Origin of the sequence: Streptomyces sannanensis (genome assembly GCF_039536205.1) — a bacterium.
In the GTDB taxonomy this organism is placed as follows: domain Bacteria; phylum Actinomycetota; class Actinomycetes; order Streptomycetales; family Streptomycetaceae; genus Streptomyces; species Streptomyces sannanensis.
Map to the genome: position 1 here is coordinate 2,999,567 of NZ_BAAAYL010000001.1, position 21,436 is coordinate 3,021,002.

The window sequence follows — 21,436 nt, forward strand, 5'->3', positions numbered from 1 at the left end:
GGGCCGGTTGGGGCCGGATCAGTCCGCGACGATCAGGGACGGGGTGTCCTTCGTCAGGACCTCGCCGCGGAAGAAGGCCGGGCTGCGGCGCTGCATCACCAGCATGACCACCACGCCGGCCAGCAGCAGGCCCACGCCGATCACGAAGACCGAGCCGACGCCGAAGACCGCGGAGCCGGAGCCGTAGGCCGGGTTCCACATGTCGTAGAGGGTCTTGCCGAAGACCGCGGTGAGCAGGATGCCGCCCAGGGCCGGGAAGAGGCCCTTGAAGACGAAGTCACGGGCGGAGCGGAACAGCTCGTTGCGGAAGTACCAGGCGCAGGCGAAGGCGGTCAGCGCGTAGTAGAAGCAGATCATCAGGCCGAGCGCGTAGATCGTGTCGACCAGGACGTGCTCGCTGAGCAGGGTCATGACCGTGTAGAAGACGCCGGTGCCGACACCTGCGATGACCGTGGCCTTGCCGGGGGTCTTGAAGCGGGGGTTGACCCGGGCGAAGGAGGCCGGCAGGGCCTCGTACGCGGACATCGCCAGGACCGTACGGGCGACCGGGATGAAGGTGGTCTGCAGGCTGGCCGCGGCCGACGCGAGGACGGCGACGAAGAGCGCGATACCGAGCACCGGGCCCATGATCGGACCGGCGAGGGCGGCGAAGACGTTGTCCGAGGTCTCCGGGTTGGCCAGGCCGAGGCCCTTGTCGCCGGAGCCGACGGCCATCTGGGCGGCGATGCCGGTGGCCAGGTAGGAGCCGACCAGGACGAGCATCGCGATCAGGGCGGCGCGTCCGGGGGTCTTGGTGCTGCCGGTGGTCTCCTCGTTGGTGGTCAGGCAGGCGTCCCAGCCCCAGTACATGAAGATCGACAGCGACAGGCCGGCCGTGAAGGTGGCGAAGGACTCGACGGCGAACGGGTTCAGCCAGGACCAGGAGAAGTCCACTCCCGTGGTGAACGCGCCACTGTCGGCCTTCTGAAGGGCCATGACCACGAAGATCGCAAGGACCGCGAGCTGGAGGCCCACCAGGGCGTACTGCACACCCTTCGTCGCCGTCATGCCGCGGTAGCTGATCGCGGTCGCGACGGCGATGAACGTGAGACAGGTGATGATGTGGACGGCCTTGTTGCCGTCCAGGGCGGCGATCTGGTCGCTGCCCGTGATCTCACCGGCCAGCAGCCAGAAGAACGAGGTCGCGACACCGGCGAGGTTCGACAGCACGATGATCGTCGCGATGACCAGGCCCCAGCCGCACATCCAGCCGACCTTCGGGCCGAAGGCCTTCACGGTCCAGGTGAAGGAGGTGCCGCAGTCCGGCATGACCTTGTTGAGCTCGCGGTACGCGAAGGCGACCAGCAGCATCGGCAGGAAGCCGGCCAGGAAGATGGCGGGCATCTGCAGCCCGACCTCACCCGCCGTGCTGCCGAGGGTGGAGGTCAGGCAGTAGACGGGGGCGACGGTGGACACGCCGATGACGGCACTGCCCAGGAGGCCCACGGAGTTGCCACCGAGACCCTTGTCACGCACACCATTGTCGGCGGCGCCCGGGGCTTCGATGCCCCCTACCGTGTGGTCGGCCGCAGGCCGTGTCGCCAGTTCAGTCATGAACAGGAAGTTAATTGCTGCGGTTTCCACATCCGGAGGCTCGACCTCCCGTTACTTGATCCTTTAATTTCACGGGATCAAGCGATTTTCAATAGTGAAACAAAGCCTGACGAGTCGATACGCCATCCATCGGCAGGCCTGGAGGATGTCTTCCATGATGCGAAAACCGCAGCGACGAGCATTTTGTCCATTTCAAACTTTCCCTGTGGTAAGCGTCACATCCGCGACCCGCGCCGCGTGATCGCTCATATCCCGCCGCAGGCACCCCCGCGCGAAGCCGCCGAACGGCACGTCATCGCGACGCCCGACAACCGGGCCGAAGAGGGCGAACGCCCCACGCCCACACGACCGGTGTGCCCGCCCCCCGCCGTCGGGGAGCCGGACTCCGAGGGGGCCGCACAGGGGGCGCCGTCCGGGCCGTGAAACGCGATATGTGTCGCGCGAACACGCCGGTCGGCTCTTCGACCCACGAGGTCACGCGGCGTCAACCCGGCCCGGACAGTGCCCCGGAGCGGCCCCGGGCCCCGGCCCCGCGTCACACGCCCCGCGCACAGCCCCTCGTGAGCGTCAGCCCGAGCAGTGAGACCGCGTCGCCGCGCACGACGGCCTCCACCTCCAGGTGTGCCGTCCGCGCCCCGCGCGCACCCCCTCGGCCACGCGATCGCCCACCGAGACGATCTTCGGGAAGGCCGCCATGCGTCCACGGTCATCATCATTCTGACCATCCGTCAGTAACCCGGTGCTGACGGGGCCATGATGGACAGGGCAGACTGACGGGGGCATACGGACATACCAGCGGTACGGCGCAGAGGGGGCAGCCATGGACCGTGACAGCGGCCCGCCAACACCGGAGCAGAGAGCTCCGGATCCGGTGGCCCAGGAGTATCCCGGACTGCGCTTCGGCGTGCTCGGCCCCGTACGCGCCTGGCGCGGCGACGAGCCCCTGCCGTCGGGCTCCCCGCAGCAGCGCGCCCTGCTCGCCGCGCTGCTGCTGCGCGAGGGGCGTACGGCGACGGCTGCCGAGCTGATCGACGCCGTCTGGGGTGACGAGCCGCCTTCGCAGGCCCTGGCCGCGATACGCACCTACGCCTCACGCCTACGCAAGACCCTCGGCCCGGACACCCTGACCAGCGAGTCCGGCGGCTACGCGATACGGGCCGGGGCCGGCGAGCTGGACCTCGCGACCGCGCAGGAGCTGGCCTCCGGCGCCGAGAAGACCCGGGCCGGCGGCGACCGCAACCATGCGCGCGCCCTGCTCAATCAGGCACTGGACCTGTGGGACGGCGAACCGCTCGCCGGCGTCCCCGGCCCGTATGCCGAAACCCAGCGGGCAAGACTGGAGGAATGGCGCCTCCAGCTCCTCGAAGCGCGCCTCGACCTGGATCTCGAGGTCGGCAGCCACGCCGAGGCCGTCTCCGAGCTCACCGCGCTCACCGCCGCGCACCCCCTGCGCGAGCGCCTCCGCGAACTCCTCATGCTCGCCCTCTACCGCAGCGGCCGGCAGGCCGAGGCGCTCGCCGTCTACGCCGACACGCGACGCCTCCTCGCCGAGGAGCTCGGCGTCGATCCGCGCCCCGAGCTCGCCCGCCTCCAGCAGCGCATCCTCCAGGCCGACGCGGAACTGGCCTCGCCCAACGAGGCCCCCGCGCCCGCGGTGCCCACCTTCGTCAAGCCCGCGCAACTGCCGGCCACGGTCCCGGACTTCATAGGCCGGGCCTCCTTCGTGCGCGAACTCGGCGAGCGCCTCGCCACGGCGGAGGGCAGCGTGATGGCCGTCTCCGCGCTCGCCGGCATCGGCGGCGTCGGCAAGACCACGCTGGCCGTGCACGTGGCCCATGCCGCGCGCACCCAGTTCCCCGACGGCCAGCTCTACGTCGACCTCCAGGGCGCCGGGGCACGGGCCGCCGAGCCGGAGACGGTCCTGGGCGCCTTCCTGCGCGCCCTCGGCGCCGCGGACTCCGCGATACCCGACACGCTCGACGAGCGGGCCGCGCTCTTCCGCTCCTCCCTGGACGGCCGCCGCATCCTGGTCCTCCTGGACAACGCCCGCGACGCGGCCCAGGTCCGCCCCCTGCTGCCCGGCACGGCGGGCTGCGCGGCGCTCATCACCAGCCGGGCGAGGATGATCGATCTGGCGGGGGCGCACCTGATCGACCTGGACGTGATGTCCCCCGAGGAGGCCCTGCAGCTCTTCACGCGCATCGTCGGCGAGGAGCGCGTCACCGCCGAGCGGGAGGCCGCCCTGGACGTGGTCGCCGCGTGCGGCTTCCTCCCGCTCGCCATCCGTGTCGCCGCCTCCCGCCTGGCGGCCCGCCGCACCTGGACCGTCTCGGTCCTGGCGGCGAAGCTCGCAGACGAGCGGCGCCGCCTGGACGAACTCCAGGCCGGCGACCTCGCGGTCAAGGCCACCTTCGAGCTCGGCTACGGCCAGCTGGAGCCGGCCCAGGCCCGCGCCTTCCGCCTCCTCGGCCTCGCCGACGGCCCGGACATCTCCCTGGCCGCGGCAGCCGCCGTCCTGGACCTGCCGCTGCACGACACGGAGGACCTGCTGGAGTCCCTGGTCGACATCAGCCTGCTCGAGTCCGCGGCCCCCGGCCGCTACCGCTACCACGACCTCGTCCGCCTCTACGCGCGCGCGTGCGCGGAACGCGACGAACAGCCCCCGAGCGAGCGCGAGGCCGCGCTGTCGCGCCTGCTGGACTTCTACCTGGCGACGGCGGCCCGCGTATACGCGATCGAACGCCCGGGAGAGCGGGTACTCGACCACTTCGAGCGGACCGAGCACCCAGGGCTTGACTTCGACACTCGGGAAGCCGCCCTGGACTGGCTGTTCTCCGAGTCCAGCGGGCTCCTGGCCTGCGCCCGGCAGTCCGCCGCGAGCGACAACGCCCGTCGCGCAGCCGACCTGCTGATGGCCGCAGTCGACATCGGTGAATCCGGGGCCTATTCACACCAGTTCGCGCAGGCCGCGGCAGCCGTCAGCGAGGCCGCGCAGTCCACGGACGACGCGAGGGCCGAGGGCCGTGCCCGGACCATGCTCACCCATGTCCACAGCGTCTCCGGCCGATTCGCAGAAGCCGAGGAGGAGGCCCGGCGCGCACTGGAACTGGGCCTTGCCGCGTCCGACCCGGTCCCGACGGGGCAGGCACCGAACCAGCGGGGCATCATCGCCCTGTACGAGAACAGACATGCCGACGCCGAGGCCCATCTGATGCAGGCACTCAGCGCCTTCCGGGCAGACGGCAACAAGCCCGGCGAGGCCAGCGCACTGTGCAATCTGTCGCGCGTACACCTCGCCACGGGCCGCACCGCGAGCGCGGTGGAGCTGGCCCGCCAGGGCATCGGCATCTACGAGGAGGCCGACACGGGACTGGCCCTGCGGCTCGCCAACGGCAAGTACGCTCTCGGCCTCGCACTCACGAGTGCCGGGCAGACCTCCCGGGCCCGGGCGGTACTCACCGAGGCGCTGGCCGTATTCCGGGACAGCCGACAGCAACTGTGGCACGGAATGACGCTGTTCCGGCTCGCCGAAGTGCACCTGGCGGACCGCAAGCCGGCACAGGCGGCGGCCCAGGCTGAGCAGGCCCTCTCCGTCCTGCACGGCATCGGCGGCGAGTGGCGTCGCGCCAACGTCCTGACCGTCCTGGGCCGTTCCCTCTCATCCCTCGGTCAGACCGGCCGCGCCGAGGCGTGCTGGGGAGAGGCCTTGTCGGTCTTCGAATCACTGGGTTCACCGGAGGCCCAAGAGGTACGCAACCTCCTGCGCCCGACCGCTGTTGCCTGACTCCGGCATGGGCGTTCATCAATCGTTTATCGACCCACGGCATTCTCGTTGTTGTCGATCCGTCGCGTCGGGGGGCAGACGGATCAGCGCGAGGCCTCACCGTTAAGGTGAACGGCTCTGATGCGTCCGCCCGGCGGTCCACGGGGGAATCGCCGGGCGGACGCATCCCCTTCATCAGTCCTATCAATCTCAGGAGTTGACCGTCATGGCCGACAACCTCAAGCCCGCCGACGCGCACGCCACCGGCGAGGAGATCACCACCCAGGACGCCCACGCGACCAGCGAGCCCATCAAGCCGCTCGATGCCCACGCCACGTTCGCGCCGATCAAGCCTCTCGACGCTCACGCCACGGGCACGGACGACTCCCACGCCGGCAGCGAGCAGGCCTGACAACGGCCGACAACCCGCTAAATCGGGGGGCGGCCACGGCAGCGCCATCGGGGGAGCCGCCGAGGCCGTCGGATGTCCGGAAGGCCGGAGCGCCGGAGTTCAGGGGGATGCCCGAGGGGACCAGGGGGGACCCGGGGGGCGGGCAGGACACCCGGCGCATTCAGGACCGGCAAGCCGGACACGCGCCGGAGGGGTCGGGCATCTGCCCGGCCCCTCCGGCGCCTGTGGACACAAACAGCCACCCGTAGCACCGGGCCCGGTCCCGGGGCTTTGGAGGACGCGGGCCTGCATCATCAGGCCGTCTCTCGGCCCCTCGGAGACTCCTCCGCGCGCTCGGCGAAGCCCGGGCTGAGTGCCGACGCGGCACGTGACGCAGCGGACTTCACGGACTACGTCGACAGCTACGCCGACGGCCGTCCCCGGCAGCTCGCTTCTTGAAACTGCTGCTCGACGAGAACGCGCCCCGCCCCATGGCCGTGATCGTGCTGCGCCGACGCCGGATCCCACGTCCGCGACTCCAAGGCACCCCAAGGGCCCACCTTCACCGTCGCCCCCACCGCCTGGCGGGCGTTGTCGCCGACGTGGCCGGCAAGGTCGGCTAGGAGCGCGCGGGCAGCTTGTCGTAGGTCCGGAAGGTGTAGGACGCGTTGAGCGATATCTCGTTGTCCCCGGTCGCCGCGGGAAGTCCCAGGCGCTGGTCGACGAGGTGGGTGAGCGGGCCGCAGCCGTGTGCGCCGGGGGCCGCGAACGCGGTGTCGTGCGCCTTGAACTTCAGGACCGGAGGGTTCTTGGATACCCACTCCGTGCTGCCGTCCTGGATCATCCGGAACTTCACCGGATCCGCATCCGACCCGATCGTGCAGTCGCTGTCCAGCAGCGGGTGGATCAGGCGGAACTTCAGGTCGAGCGCGCCCCTGTGCACACCGTCGCCGTAGAAGTCGGCGTAGCCGGCGTACTCCGGCTGCAGCCGCAGGCTGCCCCGGAAGGGCGCGGGGGCGTCGGGCACCGGCGTCGGGGTGGCGCGCAGTGCGCCGAACACCTGGCCCCGGCTGCCGTCCGGCAGGGGGCCTTCGGCGTTGGTGATGACCATGGGGGCCATGGCCGGGACATCCACCGCGCCGAGCTTGAAACGGCCTTCGGAGACGAAGACCTCACAGCGCCACTTGGCGGGGTCGACGCCCGTCGGCAGGTCCGGACAGTCGCTGAAGTCGGACAAGGACGGGCTTTCGGAGGGCGGCGTGGACGCCACGGCGCTCGTTGCCCCACCGGCAAGCAGGGCGCCGGCAGTCGCGCCTGCGACGAGTACGGACGCGACACGGTTACGGATCACGGGATTCATGCCATCCAGCCTGGCCCCCGCCCGCTCCCGGCCCATCAGGGAGACCCCGGAGACCTTCCCCAGAAGACCCTGACGCCTGCTCAGGGATGCACCCCCGGAACCCTGGTGGCAAGGCATTGCGCAGAGGCGTCCGCGACCCGACGGCCGCCGTGCAGGGCACGGTACGGGCCGTGCACGGCCGCGAAGGAGGCCGCGCGCGTCACCGCGACCTGGACGGTGGTCTCGTGGCCGGCCCCGGCAGGGCGGCCTGTGTCCCCGTGCAGCATGCGGAGCCGTTCACCGCCTGCCGCACCGGCTACCGCAGACGTCAGGAGGAGGAAGAGGGGGAGGGCTGAACGGCCTCCGTCGCTTCCACTTCGCACTTGCGCACCTTCGAGAGCTTGCGCGGGTTGTCCATCCGCACCGTGACGGTGCGGACTTCTCCGCCGTCCAGCTCCACCTCCGCGGTGCCGTCGTCGACTTCGCCGCCGGTTGCGCCCAGAAAGCGCAGGCTCACCCGGTAGGTGCGCTCGGCTCCGGCCGGGGCGGTCACCTTCACCAAGGCGGACGGCCTGGCCTTCTGCTTGCCCTTGGCCTGGCGTACGCAGCCGACGATGTCCACCGTGACCTCGTCGGCTGCTGTCGGAGTCGATGTGGGTGTGGGTGTGCTGCCGCCCGAGCCGCTACTGCCGCTGTAACTGTCCCCGTCGTCCGAGTCGTAGTCGTCGTTCTTCTTCTTGGAGCTGGAACAGCCGCCCCCGCCGCCACTGCTCTTGCTCGAACTCTTGCTGCCGCCCTTGCCTCCGCCGCCCTTGCCGCCACTGCCGTGGCCGGCGGGGCTGAACCCGGTCAGCGCGAGCACCACGGCGACCAGTACGGCCGCAAGTTTCAGATGTCCGCGCATCATGCGGATCCCCCTCGCATACGCCCTCCCCGTTGTCGCGCGTCACCCTAGCCTCCCGGCAACGTTTGCCCCGTCGCGACGTCCGGCACGCACGCTCGCTGCGTTGGCCGAAAACCCAAGTAACGCTGCTACGAGGGCCTTCGGCCGCCTTGCGATCGCACGCACCGGACGCCGCTCCTTGACGGGCAAACGTTGCCGGTCGCGGCACTAGCGGGGGTCGCCTGGCGACCTGCAAGTACCCGGCGTAGCGTCTGCAACGAGAGATGAAGGAGGCCGGAGATGGGCGTCCGGAGGAAACCGGAGACGGCCCGCAACGTCCTCGGCTCGCTCCTCGCCCTCGCCGGAGCGACGGCCGCCGTGTGGAGTCCGTTCCGGGCCTGGTACGACGGCCGTGAAGGGCGGTACTACCGCTTCCAGGACCTGTTCACGGGCATCACCGGCGTCAGGGCCGGCCTCGCCGAATCGATCCTGCTGCCGCTCGTCTTCGCCGCCGCCGTGGCCGTCACCGGTGTGGTGCTGCGGTCCCGGGCGGCGGTCGCCACTGCCGGGGGGCTGGTCCTCGGCTTCACCATCCTGTGGATGGTCCGCCAGGGCCAGGCCCTCCACGGCCTCTCCGTCAGCGCGTACGGCAACGGCCTGGGCGTCGGGGTCGCGAACGCGTTCGGGGGCGGGCTGCTGATGCTCCTGGGTGCCGCCGTCATGAGCGGCCGCCGGGTGCCCGCCCGGCGGGCGGAGCCGGAGGAGGACGAGGAGCCGCCCCCGGCCCGGCCGATGCTGGACACCCCGGCGGACTGACGCGTCAGGCAGGGCCCTGGCCCGCGCGGCCCGTCGCGGTGCCCTTCACCGCGTCGAGGGCGTAGACGCAGCGGTCCTTGCTGCATGCGTAGACCACACCCGCCTTCGCCACCGGCGAGCCCGTGATCTCGCCGCCCGTCGCCAGCTTCCAGCGCAGCTGACCGCCCGACGCGTCCACCGTGTACAGATGGTGGTCGGTGGAGCCGAAGTGCAGCCGGCCGTCCGCCACCACTGGGGCGCCGACCACGTCGCCGCCTGCCGCGAACCGCCACTTCGGGGTGCCGGTCACCGCGTCCAAGGTGTAGAGCGCGCTGCCGCTGCCGACATGGACGTTGCCGCCGGCGACGAGCACGGGCTCGATGGACTGGCGGGACTCGGTGGCGATCCGCCAGCGGTCCTGGCCGGTCGTCGCGTCCAGGGCGTACACCGTGCCCAGATAGTCCGCGAGGTACACCCCGCCGCCGGTCACCGCCGCGCCCGGCACGAAGGCGGGCGGGGAGAGGAAGACGGCCGGCGCCTCGAAGTGCCAGCCGACATGGCCGCCGGCGTTGTCGACGGCCAGCACCCGGGTGCCCGCGGAGATGTACACATTGCCGTCCTGGGCGGGCGCCACCCGCACCGGTACGCCGCCGCAGGAGGCCGCGTCGCCGACCGGGTACGACCAGCGCTCCGTGCCCGTACGGGCGTCCAGCGCGCGCAGCCGGGCGTCCTTCCACACGTACACGGTGTCGTCGTAAACGGCCGGCCCGGCCTCCGGGGTCTCGAAGTCCGTCTGGGCCCCGGAGATCTCCCACAGCTTCTCGCCGTTCGCGGCCTCCCAGGCCTGGACGCCGCCGCCGCGGGTGCCGGTGACGACCGTGCCCCGGTCGGCCTTGAGCGAGTACACCCAGGCTTCCGTGGGCAGCCGCCAGCGCTCGCTGCCGTCCGTCGCGTCGAGGGCGTACAGCGTGGGCCCGTCCGAGGCGTGGATACGGCCGCCGTCGACGGCCATCGACCAGGCCACGTCCCTGGTCTTGAACTGGCGGCGGCCGGTCGCCACGTCCAGCGCGTGCACCTCGAAGGAGGTGACGTACAGCAGATCGCCGGAGACCACCGGGGTGCCCCAAACGTCGTTGGACATCCGGAACCGCCAGGGCCGCCAGCGGCCCGGTGCCGCGTCCGGCGCGTGTGCGGGCTGCGGCACCGGCGCGCTGTGGGCGGCCGTCGCACCGGCCGGCGCGTCGCCGTTCACCCCGGCCGGGGGCCGGATCCAGCCGGTGGCGGGGCCCGCGTCGGGGACCACCGCGGAGCGGGCCTCGGCGACGCGCAGGCCCGGACCGATCGGCACCTTGGCGCCGTGCAGCCGCACGGTCCCGCCCGGCGGCCACGCACCGGCATTCGCGTCGCTCGCGCTCTGCGGCTCCGCCGGCGCGGCCTGCGGCTGGTACGACGGGCGCGGCGGCGTCGACGGGGGCGCCGGCTGCACGGGCGCGTTCGGAGCGCTTGCGGCCGGCCGCAGACCGCCCCGGCGCTGATCGATCAGGCCGGTCGCCCGCGGCGGCAGCCACGCGGACGCGGTACCGCTGTCGTCCGAGCCGGAGCCGAACAGATGCGGGGCGAGCTGGGCCTGGAGGTCCTCCGGGGAGGGCCGCAGCGCGAAGTCCATCTGCATGCAGGACTCGATCAGCGGCCGCAGCTCGTCGGGCAGCCCCTCCAGGTCGGGACCCTCGCGCAGCAGCATGAAGACCGTCTCGACCGGGTTGGCCCCGTGGAAGGGGGGATGCCCGGTGGCGGCGAAGACCAGCGTGGAGCCGAGCGAGAAGACATCGCTGGCGCCTCTCACGCTGCGTGAGTCCTTCGCCTGCTCGGGCGACATGTAGGCGGGGGTGCCCACGGCGACGTTGGTCATGGTCAGCCGGGTGCTGGAGACCCCGGACGCGATACCGAAGTCGATCACCCGCGGCCCGTCCTCCACGACCAGGACATTCGACGGTTTGAGGTCGCGGTGGACGAGCCCGGCGCCGTGGATCGACTGCAGCGCCTCGGCGATACCGGCGGCCAGCCAGCGGACCGCCGGGGCCGGGAGCGGCCCGCACTCGGTCACTATCTCCTCGAGGGAGGGCGCGGGTACGTACGCGGTGGCGAGCCACGGCACCGCGGCACGCGGATCGGCGTCCACGACGGCCGCCGTGTAGAAACCGCTGACGGCCCGCGCGGCCTCCACCTCACGCGTGAAGCGGACACGGAACAGCTGGTCCTCGGCGAGCTCGGTGCGTACCGTCTTGATCGCCACGCGGCGGCCCGACGCCGAGCGCGCGAGATAGACCAGCCCCATGCCGCCGGCACCGAGTCGTCCCAGCACCTCGAACGGGCCGATCCGCCTCGGATCGTGCTGCGTCAGCTGCTCCACTTGCCTGCCACCTCCCCGTACTGGCCTGAAGAATTTCGGCCTTGCGCACCCTGATTCTTCCTGCCGGAGGCGGTGCTTGCGAACCCGGGGGCGAACCGGCGCGTCCAGAGGGTGTCCGGTGGATCAGGCTGGATGAGCGAGCGTCCGCCGCGGAGCGGCTGGTGTGCGCGCATGCGGCTTCGGGTCCAAGGCGGAGGAAGGCCCGCCGCGGAGCGGCTGATGTCCACGCATGCGGTGGGGGCACCCCCAGGGGTAGCTGGGGGAGGCAGCCGGGGGAGGCAGCCGGGGGACATCGGCGACTGACCACAACGCCGGTGGCACCTCCCGTGCCCGAAGGGCTACGGAGGAGAGACGGAGTCGCAGGGCGTCGCGAGCCCGGCATGATCCGCCGGACACCCCCCAGGCACCGATCGGCCCTACTCGAGCTCCTCCAGCACGGCGAACGAAGCACCCTGATTGTCGGCGAGGACCGCGATCCGGCCAAACGTGGTGGACACGGGCGGCGCCGATATCCGGCCGCCGAGGCGGGCGGCCTCGTCGGCGGTTCCGTCGCAGTCCTCGACGAAGAGGTAGACCAGGAAATGGGGGGGCATCTCGGGCGGGAAGGCGTCTCCCATGACGTTGCGCCCGAGGAGGGCGGTCTCGACACCGGGCGGCGAGCCGACTGGTGACCAGGTCCGGTAGTCGATGTCCTCCTCGTCGACGTCCTGGCCGACGAATCCGAAGAGGCTCTCGTAGAAGGGGTCGACGCGCTCCTTGTCGCGGGTGTTGACCTCGGTCCAGCAGAAGGAGCCGGGCTCGCGGATCCTCTCGAAACCGGCGTGCGCCCCGGCCTGCCAGATTCCGAAGACCGCGCCGCCCGGATCAGCCGCGACCGCCATGGTGCCGTACGGGCCGACCTGCATCGGGGCCATGATCACCCGGCCACCCGCCTCCTCGATCCGGGTGGTGAGGGCGATGGCGTCGGAGGTGGCGAAATAGATCCCCCACGCGGTGGGCATGCGCCCGTCCCGTTTGGCCACCAGTCCGGCGACCCGCTTGCCGTCACGGAAGGCGTTCGTGTAGTAGCCGTATGCCTCATCCGCCTCCTCGTCGAACGTCCACTCGAAGAGCTCGCCGTAGAAGCGTTTGCCCGCCGCGAGGTCGGGCAGCGTGACATCCGCCCAGCACGGTGCACCTTCAGCGAATCGGGCCATGGGCCTGCGTCCTTTCCGTACCACTATCGTACGAACGTGTGGCACCCATCACAGTCAAGCTAACGCCGGTCCCCACCCGCCGCCCGTTGTCCACCGAAGTTATCCACAGGCTGTTGATAGGACCATCCGACCTCCCCATTTGCAGTCGGCCAAATCGCGCTCAGATCCCCCCTCGGTAAGCTGACGACATGACAGGACAAGTACGTACCGTCGACGGCCGCGTGGCCGGTCGGCGCGGCCAGGCGACGCGGCAGAAGCTGCTCGACTGCCTCAGCGAGATGCTCAGCTCCTCGCCGTACCGGGACGTCAAAGTCATCGACGTGGCCCGTAAGGCGGGCACCTCTCCGGCGACCTTCTACCAGTACTTCCCCGATGTCGAGGGCGCGGTCCTGGAGATCGCGGAGGAGATGGCCAAGGAGGGTGCCGGACTGACCGAACTGGTCGCCGGCCGCACCTGGGCCGGCAAGTCCGGCTGGCAGACCGCGGAGCAGCTCGTCGACGGGTTCCTCGACTTCTGGCGCAAGCACGACGCGATCCTTCGCGTGGTCGACCTCGGCGCGGCCGAGGGCGACAAGCGGTTCTACAAGATCCGCATGAAGATCCTGAACTCCGTCACCAGCTCCCTCACGGACGCCGTCAAGGAGCTCCAGGCCAAGGGCAAGGTCGACAAGGACATCAGCCCGGCCGCGGTGTCCGGCTCCCTGGTGGCCATGCTCGCCGCGGTGGCCTCCCACCAGAAGGGCTTCCAGACCTGGGGCGTCAAGCAGTCCGAACTGAAACCCAGCCTGGCGCTGCTGGTGCATCTGGGCATCACCGGCCGCAAGCCGACGAAGTAACCCTGCGCGCACGTCCTGTCACGCCGGCGGCGGATCACCATGCTGATCCGCCGCCGGCGCTCGCGTGTCAGCGCCCGTGACGCCCGGGCATGGGATGCACGAAGGCCCCGGAGCCGGCCGCATCCCGCGGCGGCTCCGGGGCCTCGATGTGCCGGAGGTCGGGTCAGCCGTTCTGCAGGCCGTTGCCGGACAAGGCAGCGACGTTGTCGAGGAGGTGCGAGAGCGGCTCGTCACCCTTCTGCTGGGTGGAGTTCTCGGTGCACTGCTGGTTCTGCGGGTTCGACAGGACCGGGACGTCCTGCACGGCGACCGGCACGAGACCCACGAGGGAACCGGCGTTGGCCTTGGCCGGGAGGGCGACACACGGCTTGTTCAGGGAGCCCTGGACAAGCGCGAACTGCGGGCTGTAGGCACCCTCGGTCGCCTGGTTGCCGTACTGCTGCTCGCTATTGGTGCCGCTGGTCGTCGTCGTGTCACCGTCGTTCGCGATCGCCAGCGCCTGCGGCGCCGCCATCCCGGAGACGCCGGCCACGGATGCGGCGACGGCGGCGGCTGCCCAAAGCTTCTTCATTGTGTTGCACCTTTTCCGTGATTGGACTCCCACCATGGAGTGCCATGAGCAACAACTCGACCGGGCCGCGATAGTTTCGCCATTTCACCTGAACAGCTTGGTTCGGCACTCGCCGTTGCCGGTGCCGTAAAAGCGGCCGGGCCGCCGCTGGATGCGGCGGCCCGGCCTTCCGACGCGGTGTCAGCTGTTCTGCGTACCGTTGCCGGACAAGGCAGCGACGTTGTCGAGGAGGTGCGAGAGCGGCTCGTCACCCTTCTGCTGGGTGGAGTTCTCGGTGCACTGCTGGTTCTGCGGGTTCGACAGGACCGGGACGTCCTGCACGGCGACCGGCACGAGACCCACGAGGGAACCGGCGTTGACCTTGGCCGGGAGGGCGACACACGGCTTGTTCAGGGAGCCCTGGACCAGACCGAACTGCGGGCTGTAGGCACCCTGAGTCGAGGAGTTGCCGTAGGACTGGACGGAGTTGTTGCCGCTCTCCGTGGTGGTGTTGCCGTCGTCGGCGATCGCCAGCGCCTGCGGGGCCATACACGCCGAGGCGCCGATGATGGATGCCGTGACAGCGGCGGTCGCCAGGACCTTCTTGATCACGATATATGCCTTTCTCGAAGGGTGCCCTGCGCCAGAGCGTTCTGGACAACATCCACGGCACGCGTTTGGTTTCTGCCGTTCACTCCAAAGGCCGACATGACGGCCTCACAAGCCGATCGGGTGAAGCACCACAACCAAATTCCGGAAAGCAGGGTTGATCACGGTGCACCCATCGTGCGCCTTGCTGAGAAAAGGAACAAACCGTGATCAAGCAGTTGCTGGCCGCCGCAGCGGTCACCGCCTCCGTGGTCGGCGCCTCAGCGGTGGCCGCGCCGCAGGCCATGGCCATCGCCAACGACGGTGACACCACCACCGAGAGTGGGAACTTCGCCGTCCAGTCCTACGGCAACCAGGCGACCGGGGGCGACTTCAGCCCGCAGTTCGCGCTCATTCAGGGCTCCCTGAACAAGCCGTGTGTCGCCCTCCCGGCCAAGGCCAACGCCGGTTCCCTCGTGGGTCTCGTGCCGGTCGCCGTGCAGGACGTCCCGGTCCTGTCGAACCCGCAGAACCAGCAGTGCACCGAGAACTCCACCCAGACCAAGGGCGACGAGCCGCTCTCGCACCTGCTGGACGGCGTCGCGCTCCTGGCCGGCAACGGCACGCAGAACGGCTGAGGCACTCGCCCCAGGAATCCCACGAAGGCCTGGCGCACTCGATTTCCCGAGTGCGCCAGGCCTTTGTTCCATGTCCGAGCGGAGAATTTCTCACACGAACGGACGATCAGAAGTCCTGAGCCGACGCCTGATCGGCTGATTAAAAATACTTTTGACTCAGCGTGATCCGCGCCGCATTGCCGTCCCACGAGGAGTCTTCATGTCGCGTAAATCCCACCTGCCGGCGCGCACTCGTCTGGGTGTGTTCACCGCGGGCCTCCTGACGGCGGGCACCGCCATGACCGTCCCGGGCCACACCGCCGACGCCCCTGCTCCCGCCCCGGCCATGGGCGCGTTTCTCGGATCGGGCCCGGAAGGCGTCAGACGAATGGCCGAGATGGAGAAATGGCTCGGCGGCACCGAACTGCGGGTGGGTCACACCTATCTGCCGGGGGGCACCTGGCCCGACATCGAGGGACAACCCTCCTTCCTGAAGGACTGGGCCGAGTGGCGACGCGCGAAGGCCGACCGGCTGTTCGTCCTCAACGTCCCCATGCTGGAACGCAACGAGGAACACCTCGACGACCTCGAAGTGCGCGCCGAGCTCCAGGCGGGGGCACGAGGAACCTACGACCAGCACTTCCGCGCTCTGGCCGAGCGGCTGGTCACCCTCGGCGTCCCGGACACGGTGATCGTGCTCGGCTGGGAGATGAACGGCATCACCTACAGCCACCGCTGCGGTCCCGACCCGGCGGCATGGAAGGGGTACTGGACGCGCATCGTCACCGCGATGCGTTCCGTGCCGGGGGCGGGCTTCCGGTTCGACTTCACACCGAGCCGCGGGCCGGACGCGATCCCGTGGACCTCCTGCTATCCCGGCGACGACGTGGTGGACATCATCGGCATGGACTCCTACGACCAGCCGCCGGGACAGACCTTCGACGATCAGGTCAACGGCCCGTACGGGCTCCGGAAACAGGTCGACTTCGCCACCGAGCACAAGAAGCCCGTCTCCTACCCCGAATGGGGGCTGTTCCGCAACGGCGACAACGCGGAGTACATGCGGCGCATGATCCAGTGGATCGACGAGCAGAGGCCGGTCTACCACACGATCACCGACTACTGTCCGCACGGCGTATGGCAGTGCACGGAGAACCCCGCGTCGTCCGAGGTGTTCCGGTCCATGCTGGGCGCTCGTACGGAACCGGTCCTCGAGCATCAGCCCACGGACTGCGGGCCACTGGACCTCGGCGACTGGATCGAGAGCTGGCTCGGCCGCGAGATCTGCGTTCCCGTCCTCGACTGGCGGCTGCCCTCGCACTGACCGGATCCGTCGGCGAGGCCTGCGACCCGGTCGCAGGCCGCCGCCCCCGCCGCGTGCAGCGCCAGCAGCGGCTCCAGACCGCGGCGAGCCAGCAGAAACCGCTGATTGCGCACGGTGTCCGGACGCCAGTGGTGCTTGTACGGCTCGTTGCCGCGCAACAGGCTCAGCACATCACGGCCCCCCGCACCGGCCGCCTCCGCGCAGTGCCGCAGCAGCATGGCGGTCACGTCCACCTTGCGGGCCCGCAGCTCGGGGTGCGCCCCGTACAGATAACCGCCCGCCAGACGGTCCGACATCAGGGTGAGGTCTGCGGCGACGACCCGGCCGTCCAGCCGGAACTCGGTCATCATCGCCTCGCCGTGCCGGACCATCGTGCGCGCCGACCGGATGAGGTGCTCCGCGAAACGGGAACGCAGATGTTCCGGCGTCACCCCGCGCCCCTGCCACTGCAGCCGGTGCAGCCGCAGCAGGGTCGCCACCGCGGCCGGCACCTTGTCCTCGCCGACGGCCCGGCCCTCGACACCCAGCGCGTCCAGCTTGCGCAGCTTCGCCCGGGCCCGCTGCGCGCCCGACGCCGGAAGCCGTTCGAGGAGCGCGGGGAAGGGGACCGCGGGCAGCTCCAGGCACGGGGAGTCGGCCAGCCTGCGCCGTGGTCCCGGCCAGGCGCCGAGGACGCGCTCGACGGCGGAGCCGGGCCGTACCTCGCGCAGATCGATGACCGCCGTACGGGCCGCCGCGGCCAGACCGGTCACGAGCGCGGCGGCCGCCTCGTCCGGGCAGGAGTCGTCGAGCAGCACATCGCAGAAGTCGGTGATCCCGCCACCCAGATGGACCAGCACGGGCAGCGGACGGAAGGCCAGCATCAGCGGCGCCGCTGCCACGAGCCGGCCCGCACGCCGGACGAGAACCAGCCGCAGCCGTCCCGCCGTCCCGTACGACACCCACCAGGAGTACAGCCAGGGGTGGCTCTGGAACGGGGTGGCGGTGCGGCAGCCCCGGTGGAGCCGTCGCCAGTCCGCCTCCAGCGCGGCGAACTCCCGTACGTCCCGGCACTGCGTCACCGCGAAGTCCCCGGCCATCAGACCACCTCCGCCGCCGGGGCGGGCACGGCCACCGGGAGCTCCGCCGGGGGGCGCCGGGGGAAGGTGAGCAGGACCAGACCGCCCAGCAACCCGCCCGCGCAGCCGCCGACCAGGGCGGTGAGCGGTGCGGACAGCGAGGCGGGGACGGTGGGGGCGGTGGCCGGGGACAGCTGGAGCAGCCGCACTCCGGTGCCGGACTGCATCCGGCTGCTGTTCCCGGTGAGGGCGCGGGCCACGTCGTTCGCGAGTTCGGCGGCGGCGCCGGGGCGTGCGGCCGTGGCGGTGATCTCGATCATGGGGGCGTCCGGTGACGTCGAGGCACGGACCCGGGGGTCCCCCTTCCGGCCGGCGATCTGCGTGGCCATCCGCCCGTACGCCTGGGCGAAGCCGAGCGCCGTGCCCGGGTCGGAACGCTCGGTGGGGATCACCACGACATAGCTCGTCGCCGCGTACTGAGCGGCGGTCAGCAGCCCGTACGAGCCGCCCGCCAGCAGGCCGGCCAGTGCGAGGGTGGGCAGCGGCCACCACAGGGGCAGCGTCTTCGGGCGCACGCGAAGGCGCTTCGGCGGTGTCATCCGGGGCATCGGGGGCTCTTTTCGGCGTGGGGGTGGGCTTGTGTGTAGACGGACATGAGCCGTTCCGCGGTGTGCGCGATGTCGTAGTGCCCGACGGCCGCGGGAACGGGCAGCCGACGGGTGCGGCTCCCGGCCCGCAGCAGGCGCAGGGCGTCGCGGATCCCGTCCTCGGTGCCGGTGACCCGATGGGCTCCGGGGGCCGCGTCCGGGGGGAGGTCGTCGACGGCGGGACAGGTGACATGCAGCACGGGCAGACCGGCGGCCAGGGCCTCGACGACCGCGAGGCCGAAGGCCTCCTCGGGCGAGGCGGACACGAACACGTCCATGGCGGAGAGCAGCCCCGGCAGCCCCGGCTCCACGGCCCGCCGCGGCGGGTCCTCGCAGGCGCCGGTGAGCAGCACCCGGTCCGCGGCGCCGAGCCGGCCGGCCAGCTCGTGGAGCCGTGCCCTCTCCGGCCCTTCGCCGACCACCAGGAGCCGGGCGCCGGGCAGCGCGGCCACGGCCCGTACGAGGATGTCGAACCGCTTGCCCTCGGCGAGCCGGCCGACCCCGCCCACGACGAACGCGTCGTGCGGCAGCCCGATCCGGTCGCGCACGGCCCGGCGGGCCGCGGAGTCGTAGCGGAAACGATGCGCCTCGATGCCGTTGGGGACGACATGGATGCGCGGCGGGGGCACGCCCCAGTCCCGCAGCCGCTGGGCGACGGTCGCCGAGACGGCGACGGTCGCGGTGGAGAGCCGTTCGGTGGCGAGGTAGAGGGACCGGACGCCGGCCCGGAGCGGGCGGCCCTCGATCTGCGCGGCGCCCAGGGAGTGTTCGGTGGCGACGACCGTACGGACCCCGGCAAGCCGGGCCGCGAGCCGCCCGTACACACAGGCGCGGTAGAGGTGGGTGTGGACGACGTCGTACCGGCCGCGGCGGACGAGCCGGGTGAGCCGGGCGAGGGCGGTCAGGTCGCGGTTGCCGCCCATGCCGAGGTGCGCGACCCGCCCGCCGTCGGCGGTGATGCCCTCGGCGACGGTGCCGGGGTTGGTGAGGGTGACGACGTCGCAACGCACCGGCAGGTGCCGCAGCAGCAGCCGCAGCTGCTGCTCGGCGCCGCCGACGCCGAGGCCGGTGATGATGTGCAGCACCTTCATCGGTCCTCCCGCTGTGCTCGGTGGGCCCGGGGGGTGCGCGGGCGGCGGAGGGGGTGCAGGGCACGCTTCACCCGGAGACGCCATGTCGTGTCGCGTTCGCCGATGTGGACGCGCGGCAGGGCGTACATGCCCGTGAGCGGGCCGGCACCGGTGGCGCAGGCGTAGCGGTATCCGGCCGTGCGTACGGCCTCGGCGGCTCGCGGGTCGACCGTGCCGTAGGGGTAGCAGAAGCCCTCGGGAGCGCGGCCGGTGATGTCGCGCAGGAGGGTACGACTGTGGTGGGTCTCCCGGTGCAGGGTCTCCTCGTCCGCGGTGGTGAGGTCCCGGTGCAGCAGCCCGTGCGAGCCGATCTCCATACCGGCCCGCGCCGCCTCGCGGATGCCGTCCGCGGTGAGCAGCGGCTTGCGCGGGCCCGGCCGGTCCCAGTCGTTGGCGCCGCCGAGCAGTCCCGGCAGGGCGAACACCGTCGCCGTGCACCCATGGCGGCGCAGCAGCGGCAGGGCGTGCTCGGTGAAGTCGGCGTATCCGTCGTCGAAAGTGAGGCCGACCAGGCCGGCGGCCCGGCCGAGCTCTCGGGCACGCAGCAGTTCGGTCATGGAGACCCCGGTCAGTCCGTGCCCGCGCAGCCACCGCAGCTGGCGGTCGAGGCGGGCGGGCGAGACGGTGACCCGGTACGGGTCGTCCATGGGATCGCCCACCGAGTGGTACATCAGCACCCACGGCGGGCCGGAATGCTTTCGGGGCCTATGAGTGGACGGCATGTTCGCGCTTTCGTGGGAGGGGGATCACGGCCACCCGCAGGGAGCGGCCCGCCGCCAGGAACACTCCGGTGCAGGCGGCGGCACCCGCCGCGACGGCGAGCACGGGCGGGCCGACGAACGCGGCGGCCGCCCAGCCGGTGCCGGTGGCAGCCAGTGCGGCGGCGGTCAGCCGGGCAAGGCGGCCGGCGATCTGCCGGGTCGCGACGGTGACGGTGTACCGGCCGAGGCCGCGCAGCAGCAGGACGGCGGTGACGGTGATGCCGAAGGCGTTGGCGGCGGCGATGCCGTGCGCGCCCCAGACATGTGCCAGGGCGAGGCCGGCCAGGACGTTGGCGGCCAGGCCGGCCGCCATGGCCGCTGCCGGGTACCAGGTGGGCCGGGCGGCCGAGAAGTACGAGCGTACGAGCGCGCCGACGAGGGTGTGGCCGAGCAGACCCAGCGCGTAGACACGCATCACGGAGGCCGTCGCCACCGTGTCGTCCGCGTCGAACGCACCCCGCTGGAAGAGAATTTCGACGATCTGCGGAGCGCAGGCGACCACGGTCGTGGCGCCGGTCAGCACGACGACGGCGGCCAGCATGAGGTCGCGTTCCATACGGCGCCCGGCCGCCTCGGCGTCGCCGCGGGCGAGCGCCCGTGCGATCACGGGGAAGGTGATGGTGCACAGCATCATCGCGAGCACCATCGGCATCTGGGCGACCTTCTGCGCGTAGTTGAGGTGCGAGATGGCCCCGGCGGGCAGCGGGGCGGCCAGGAACCGCTCGACGAGCACCTGCGACTGGCGCCCGGCGGCGAAGACGATCACCGGCGCGAGAAGTCCGATGCCGAGTCGGGGGCCGGTGCCGCCAAGGCGTCCGGCATCCTCGCGCAGCCTCACTCTCCGCCGCAGCGCGGGCAGTTGCACCAGGACCATCAGACAGCCGCCGAGGGCCACTCCGGCCGCGGCGGCGCGTACGCCCCAGTGCGGGCCGGCCGTCAGCGCGACGGCGATGATCCCGAGGTTGTACGCCACATAGATCGCGGCCGGCAGAGCGAAGCTGCGGTGCGCACGCAGCACGGCGCTGCAGTACCCGGCCAGACCGAAGGTGAACGCGCAGGTGGCGGTCAGCCGGGTGCAGTCGGCGGCGAGCGCCTGCTCCGGCAGCCCCGGGGCGAGCACCGCGACCAGCCACGCCGCGGCGAGCACCAGCACGACCGTCAGCAGGGCGAGGGCGCCCAGCAGCGGAGGCAGGGTGGCCCGCACCAGGGCCTGCACGGGTTCGCGCCGGGCGAGGGCGAGGCTGAACGCCGGTACGAGGACGAGCGCCATGGCGTCCTCGATCAGCAGGGTCGAGGCGAACTCCGGCACCGTCCAGGAGACCAGGAACGCGTCGGTCTCGGGCCCGGCGCCGAAGAGATGCGCGACGGTCTGATCGCGCGCGAGACCGAGCAGCGCGGCGCAGGCGGTGATCGCCCCGGTGATCACCGTGGTCCGGGCGAGCGAGCGCTCCGCATGGCGTCGCCGCCCCGCGTCGGGTGGGCGTTCGGGTCCGTCGTCGAGCGCCGGGTGGGCCGGGGCCTGGTGTCCGTTCTTCATGGTGTCGCCGTCCCGGCC

The 21,436-nt window shown here is 71.4% G+C and carries 19 protein-coding genes and 1 pseudogene; 8 read left to right on the top strand and 12 right to left on the bottom strand.

Going from position 1 to position 21,436, the window contains the following annotated elements; translation table 11 throughout:
* Positions 1-18 precede the first annotated feature (18 nt).
* Positions 19-1,593 carry an APC family permease gene (locus tag ABD858_RS14050; protein WP_345037213.1) on the bottom strand — a complete coding sequence of 525 codons (1,575 nt, stop codon included), beginning with the start codon at positions 1,591-1,593 and terminating at the stop codon, positions 19-21.
* Positions 1,594-2,413: 820 nt separating this feature from the next.
* Between ABD858_RS14050 and afsR the strand changes: the two genes are divergently transcribed.
* The 3 genes and pseudogenes from afsR to ABD858_RS14065 form a co-directional block, all read left to right on the top strand.
* On the top strand, positions 2,414-5,377 hold the full coding sequence (gene afsR, locus ABD858_RS14055) for an SARP-family global regulator AfsR (protein ID WP_345037215.1): 2,964 nt from the start codon (positions 2,414-2,416) through the stop codon (positions 5,375-5,377).
* Positions 5,378-5,582: 205 nt separating this feature from the next.
* Positions 5,583-5,768 carry a hypothetical protein gene (locus ABD858_RS14060; RefSeq protein ID WP_345037218.1) on the top strand — a complete coding sequence of 62 codons (186 nt, stop codon included), beginning with the start codon at positions 5,583-5,585 and terminating at the stop codon, positions 5,766-5,768.
* 510 nt (positions 5,769-6,278) lie between these two features.
* A pseudogene (locus ABD858_RS14065) lies at positions 6,279-6,419 on the top strand (DUF397 domain-containing protein); the annotation flags it as partial.
* Here the strand turns inward: ABD858_RS14065 and ABD858_RS14070 are convergent.
* Complete coding sequence (locus ABD858_RS14070) at positions 6,367-7,107, bottom strand: hypothetical protein (RefSeq protein WP_345037220.1); 741 nt, start codon at positions 7,105-7,107, stop codon at positions 6,367-6,369. The pseudogene ABD858_RS14065 and the gene ABD858_RS14070 overlap by 53 nt on opposite strands.
* Before the next feature lie 116 nt (positions 7,108-7,223).
* Here ABD858_RS14070 and ABD858_RS14075 point away from each other — a divergent pair, with 116 nt between their 5' ends.
* Positions 7,224-7,442 carry a hypothetical protein gene (locus ABD858_RS14075; protein WP_345037222.1) on the top strand — a complete coding sequence of 73 codons (219 nt, stop codon included), beginning with the start codon at positions 7,224-7,226 and terminating at the stop codon, positions 7,440-7,442.
* Here the strand turns inward: ABD858_RS14075 and ABD858_RS14080 are convergent.
* A complete protein-coding gene (locus tag ABD858_RS14080) occupies positions 7,415-7,993 on the bottom strand; it encodes a hypothetical protein (protein ID WP_345037224.1) in 579 nt (192 codons plus the stop codon). The genes ABD858_RS14075 and ABD858_RS14080 overlap by 28 nt on opposite strands.
* Before the next feature lie 276 nt (positions 7,994-8,269).
* On the opposite strand from ABD858_RS14080, the gene ABD858_RS14085 reads away from it, so the two are divergent.
* Positions 8,270-8,785, top strand: coding sequence for a hypothetical protein (locus ABD858_RS14085; RefSeq protein ID WP_345037226.1), 516 nt, complete (start codon positions 8,270-8,272; stop codon positions 8,783-8,785).
* Between the two features lie 4 nt (positions 8,786-8,789).
* Here ABD858_RS14085 and afsK read toward each other — a convergent pair whose 3' ends face one another.
* On the bottom strand, positions 8,790-11,174 hold the full coding sequence (afsK, locus tag ABD858_RS14090; protein ID WP_345037228.1) for a protein serine/threonine kinase AfsK: 2,385 nt from the start codon (positions 11,172-11,174) through the stop codon (positions 8,790-8,792).
* Between the two features lie 416 nt (positions 11,175-11,590).
* Complete coding sequence (locus tag ABD858_RS14095) at positions 11,591-12,370, bottom strand: VOC family protein (RefSeq protein ID WP_345037231.1); 780 nt, start codon at positions 12,368-12,370, stop codon at positions 11,591-11,593.
* A 188-nt stretch (positions 12,371-12,558) separates the two neighbouring features.
* Here ABD858_RS14095 and ABD858_RS14100 point away from each other — a divergent pair, with 188 nt between their 5' ends.
* Positions 12,559-13,206: a TetR family transcriptional regulator gene (locus tag ABD858_RS14100; RefSeq protein ID WP_345037233.1), complete on the top strand. Its 648-nt coding sequence runs from the start codon at positions 12,559-12,561 to the stop codon at positions 13,204-13,206.
* A 163-nt stretch (positions 13,207-13,369) separates the two neighbouring features.
* Here ABD858_RS14100 and ABD858_RS14105 read toward each other — a convergent pair whose 3' ends face one another.
* Positions 13,370-13,777 carry a rodlin gene (locus ABD858_RS14105; RefSeq protein WP_345037235.1) on the bottom strand — a complete coding sequence of 136 codons (408 nt, stop codon included), beginning with the start codon at positions 13,775-13,777 and terminating at the stop codon, positions 13,370-13,372.
* A gap of 180 nt (positions 13,778-13,957) precedes the next feature.
* Complete coding sequence (locus ABD858_RS14110; RefSeq protein ID WP_345037238.1) at positions 13,958-14,368, bottom strand: rodlin; 411 nt, start codon at positions 14,366-14,368, stop codon at positions 13,958-13,960.
* Between the two features lie 203 nt (positions 14,369-14,571).
* Here ABD858_RS14110 and ABD858_RS14115 point away from each other — a divergent pair, with 203 nt between their 5' ends.
* Positions 14,572-14,982: a rodlin gene (locus tag ABD858_RS14115; RefSeq protein ID WP_345037240.1), complete on the top strand. Its 411-nt coding sequence runs from the start codon at positions 14,572-14,574 to the stop codon at positions 14,980-14,982.
* Positions 14,983-15,181: 199 nt separating this feature from the next.
* Complete coding sequence (locus ABD858_RS14120; RefSeq protein WP_425586196.1) at positions 15,182-16,285, top strand: glycoside hydrolase family 26 protein; 1,104 nt, start codon at positions 15,182-15,184, stop codon at positions 16,283-16,285.
* On the opposite strand, the gene ABD858_RS14125 is transcribed toward ABD858_RS14120, so the two are convergent.
* Genes ABD858_RS14125 through murJ form a run of 5 tightly spaced genes read right to left on the bottom strand, consistent with a single transcriptional unit; the run spans position 16,180 to position 21,418 of the window.
* Positions 16,180-17,364 carry a GNAT family N-acetyltransferase gene (locus tag ABD858_RS14125; protein ID WP_345037242.1) on the bottom strand — a complete coding sequence of 395 codons (1,185 nt, stop codon included), beginning with the start codon at positions 17,362-17,364 and terminating at the stop codon, positions 16,180-16,182. The two genes, ABD858_RS14120 and ABD858_RS14125, sit on opposite strands and share 106 nt — an antisense overlap.
* Entirely contained in the window at positions 17,364-17,951 is a 588-nt protein-coding gene (locus ABD858_RS14130; RefSeq protein WP_345037244.1) for a lipopolysaccharide biosynthesis protein, read from the bottom strand. The genes ABD858_RS14125 and ABD858_RS14130 overlap by 1 nt, the downstream gene beginning before the upstream one ends.
* Positions 17,939-19,081 (bottom strand): glycosyltransferase, encoded by a 1,143-nt coding sequence (locus ABD858_RS14135; protein WP_345037246.1) that lies wholly within the window; start codon positions 19,079-19,081, stop codon positions 17,939-17,941. The genes ABD858_RS14130 and ABD858_RS14135 overlap by 13 nt, the downstream gene beginning before the upstream one ends.
* On the bottom strand, positions 19,078-19,791 hold the full coding sequence (locus ABD858_RS14140) for a polysaccharide deacetylase family protein (protein WP_345044524.1): 714 nt from the start codon (positions 19,789-19,791) through the stop codon (positions 19,078-19,080). The genes ABD858_RS14135 and ABD858_RS14140 overlap by 4 nt, the downstream gene beginning before the upstream one ends.
* A gap of 34 nt (positions 19,792-19,825) precedes the next feature.
* Entirely contained in the window at positions 19,826-21,418 is a 1,593-nt protein-coding gene (murJ, locus tag ABD858_RS14145) for a murein biosynthesis integral membrane protein MurJ (RefSeq protein WP_345037249.1), read from the bottom strand.
* Between the last annotated feature and the right edge of the window lie 18 nt (positions 21,419-21,436).

What these genes read in the sequence shown, in the direction of transcription:
- ABD858_RS14050 (WP_345037213.1), bottom strand. Translation starts at nt 1,593, where the DNA reads ATGACTGAACTGGCGACACGGCCTGCGGCCGACCACACGGTAGGGGGC.
- afsR (WP_345037215.1), top strand. Translation starts at nt 2,414, where the DNA reads ATGGACCGTGACAGCGGCCCGCCAACACCGGAGCAGAGAGCTCCGGAT.
- ABD858_RS14060 (WP_345037218.1), top strand. Translation starts at nt 5,583, where the DNA reads ATGGCCGACAACCTCAAGCCCGCCGACGCGCACGCCACCGGCGAGGAG.
- ABD858_RS14070 (WP_345037220.1), bottom strand. Translation starts at nt 7,107, where the DNA reads ATGAATCCCGTGATCCGTAACCGTGTCGCGTCCGTACTCGTCGCAGGC.
- ABD858_RS14080 (WP_345037224.1), bottom strand. Translation starts at nt 7,993, where the DNA reads ATGATGCGCGGACATCTGAAACTTGCGGCCGTACTGGTCGCCGTGGTG.
- ABD858_RS14085 (WP_345037226.1), top strand. Translation starts at nt 8,270, where the DNA reads ATGGGCGTCCGGAGGAAACCGGAGACGGCCCGCAACGTCCTCGGCTCG.
- ABD858_RS14095 (WP_345037231.1), bottom strand. Translation starts at nt 12,370, where the DNA reads ATGGCCCGATTCGCTGAAGGTGCACCGTGCTGGGCGGATGTCACGCTG.
- ABD858_RS14100 (WP_345037233.1), top strand. Translation starts at nt 12,559, where the DNA reads ATGACAGGACAAGTACGTACCGTCGACGGCCGCGTGGCCGGTCGGCGC.
- ABD858_RS14105 (WP_345037235.1), bottom strand. Translation starts at nt 13,777, where the DNA reads ATGAAGAAGCTTTGGGCAGCCGCCGCCGTCGCCGCATCCGTGGCCGGC.
- ABD858_RS14120 (WP_425586196.1), top strand. Translation starts at nt 15,182, where the DNA reads ATGTCGCGTAAATCCCACCTGCCGGCGCGCACTCGTCTGGGTGTGTTC.
- ABD858_RS14125 (WP_345037242.1), bottom strand. Translation starts at nt 17,364, where the DNA reads ATGGCCGGGGACTTCGCGGTGACGCAGTGCCGGGACGTACGGGAGTTC.
- ABD858_RS14130 (WP_345037244.1), bottom strand. Translation starts at nt 17,951, where the DNA reads ATGCCCCGGATGACACCGCCGAAGCGCCTTCGCGTGCGCCCGAAGACG.
- ABD858_RS14135 (WP_345037246.1), bottom strand. Translation starts at nt 19,081, where the DNA reads ATGAAGGTGCTGCACATCATCACCGGCCTCGGCGTCGGCGGCGCCGAG.
- ABD858_RS14140 (WP_345044524.1), bottom strand. Translation starts at nt 19,791, where the DNA reads ATGTACCACTCGGTGGGCGATCCCATGGACGACCCGTACCGGGTCACC.
- murJ (WP_345037249.1), bottom strand. Translation starts at nt 21,418, where the DNA reads ATGAAGAACGGACACCAGGCCCCGGCCCACCCGGCGCTCGACGACGGA.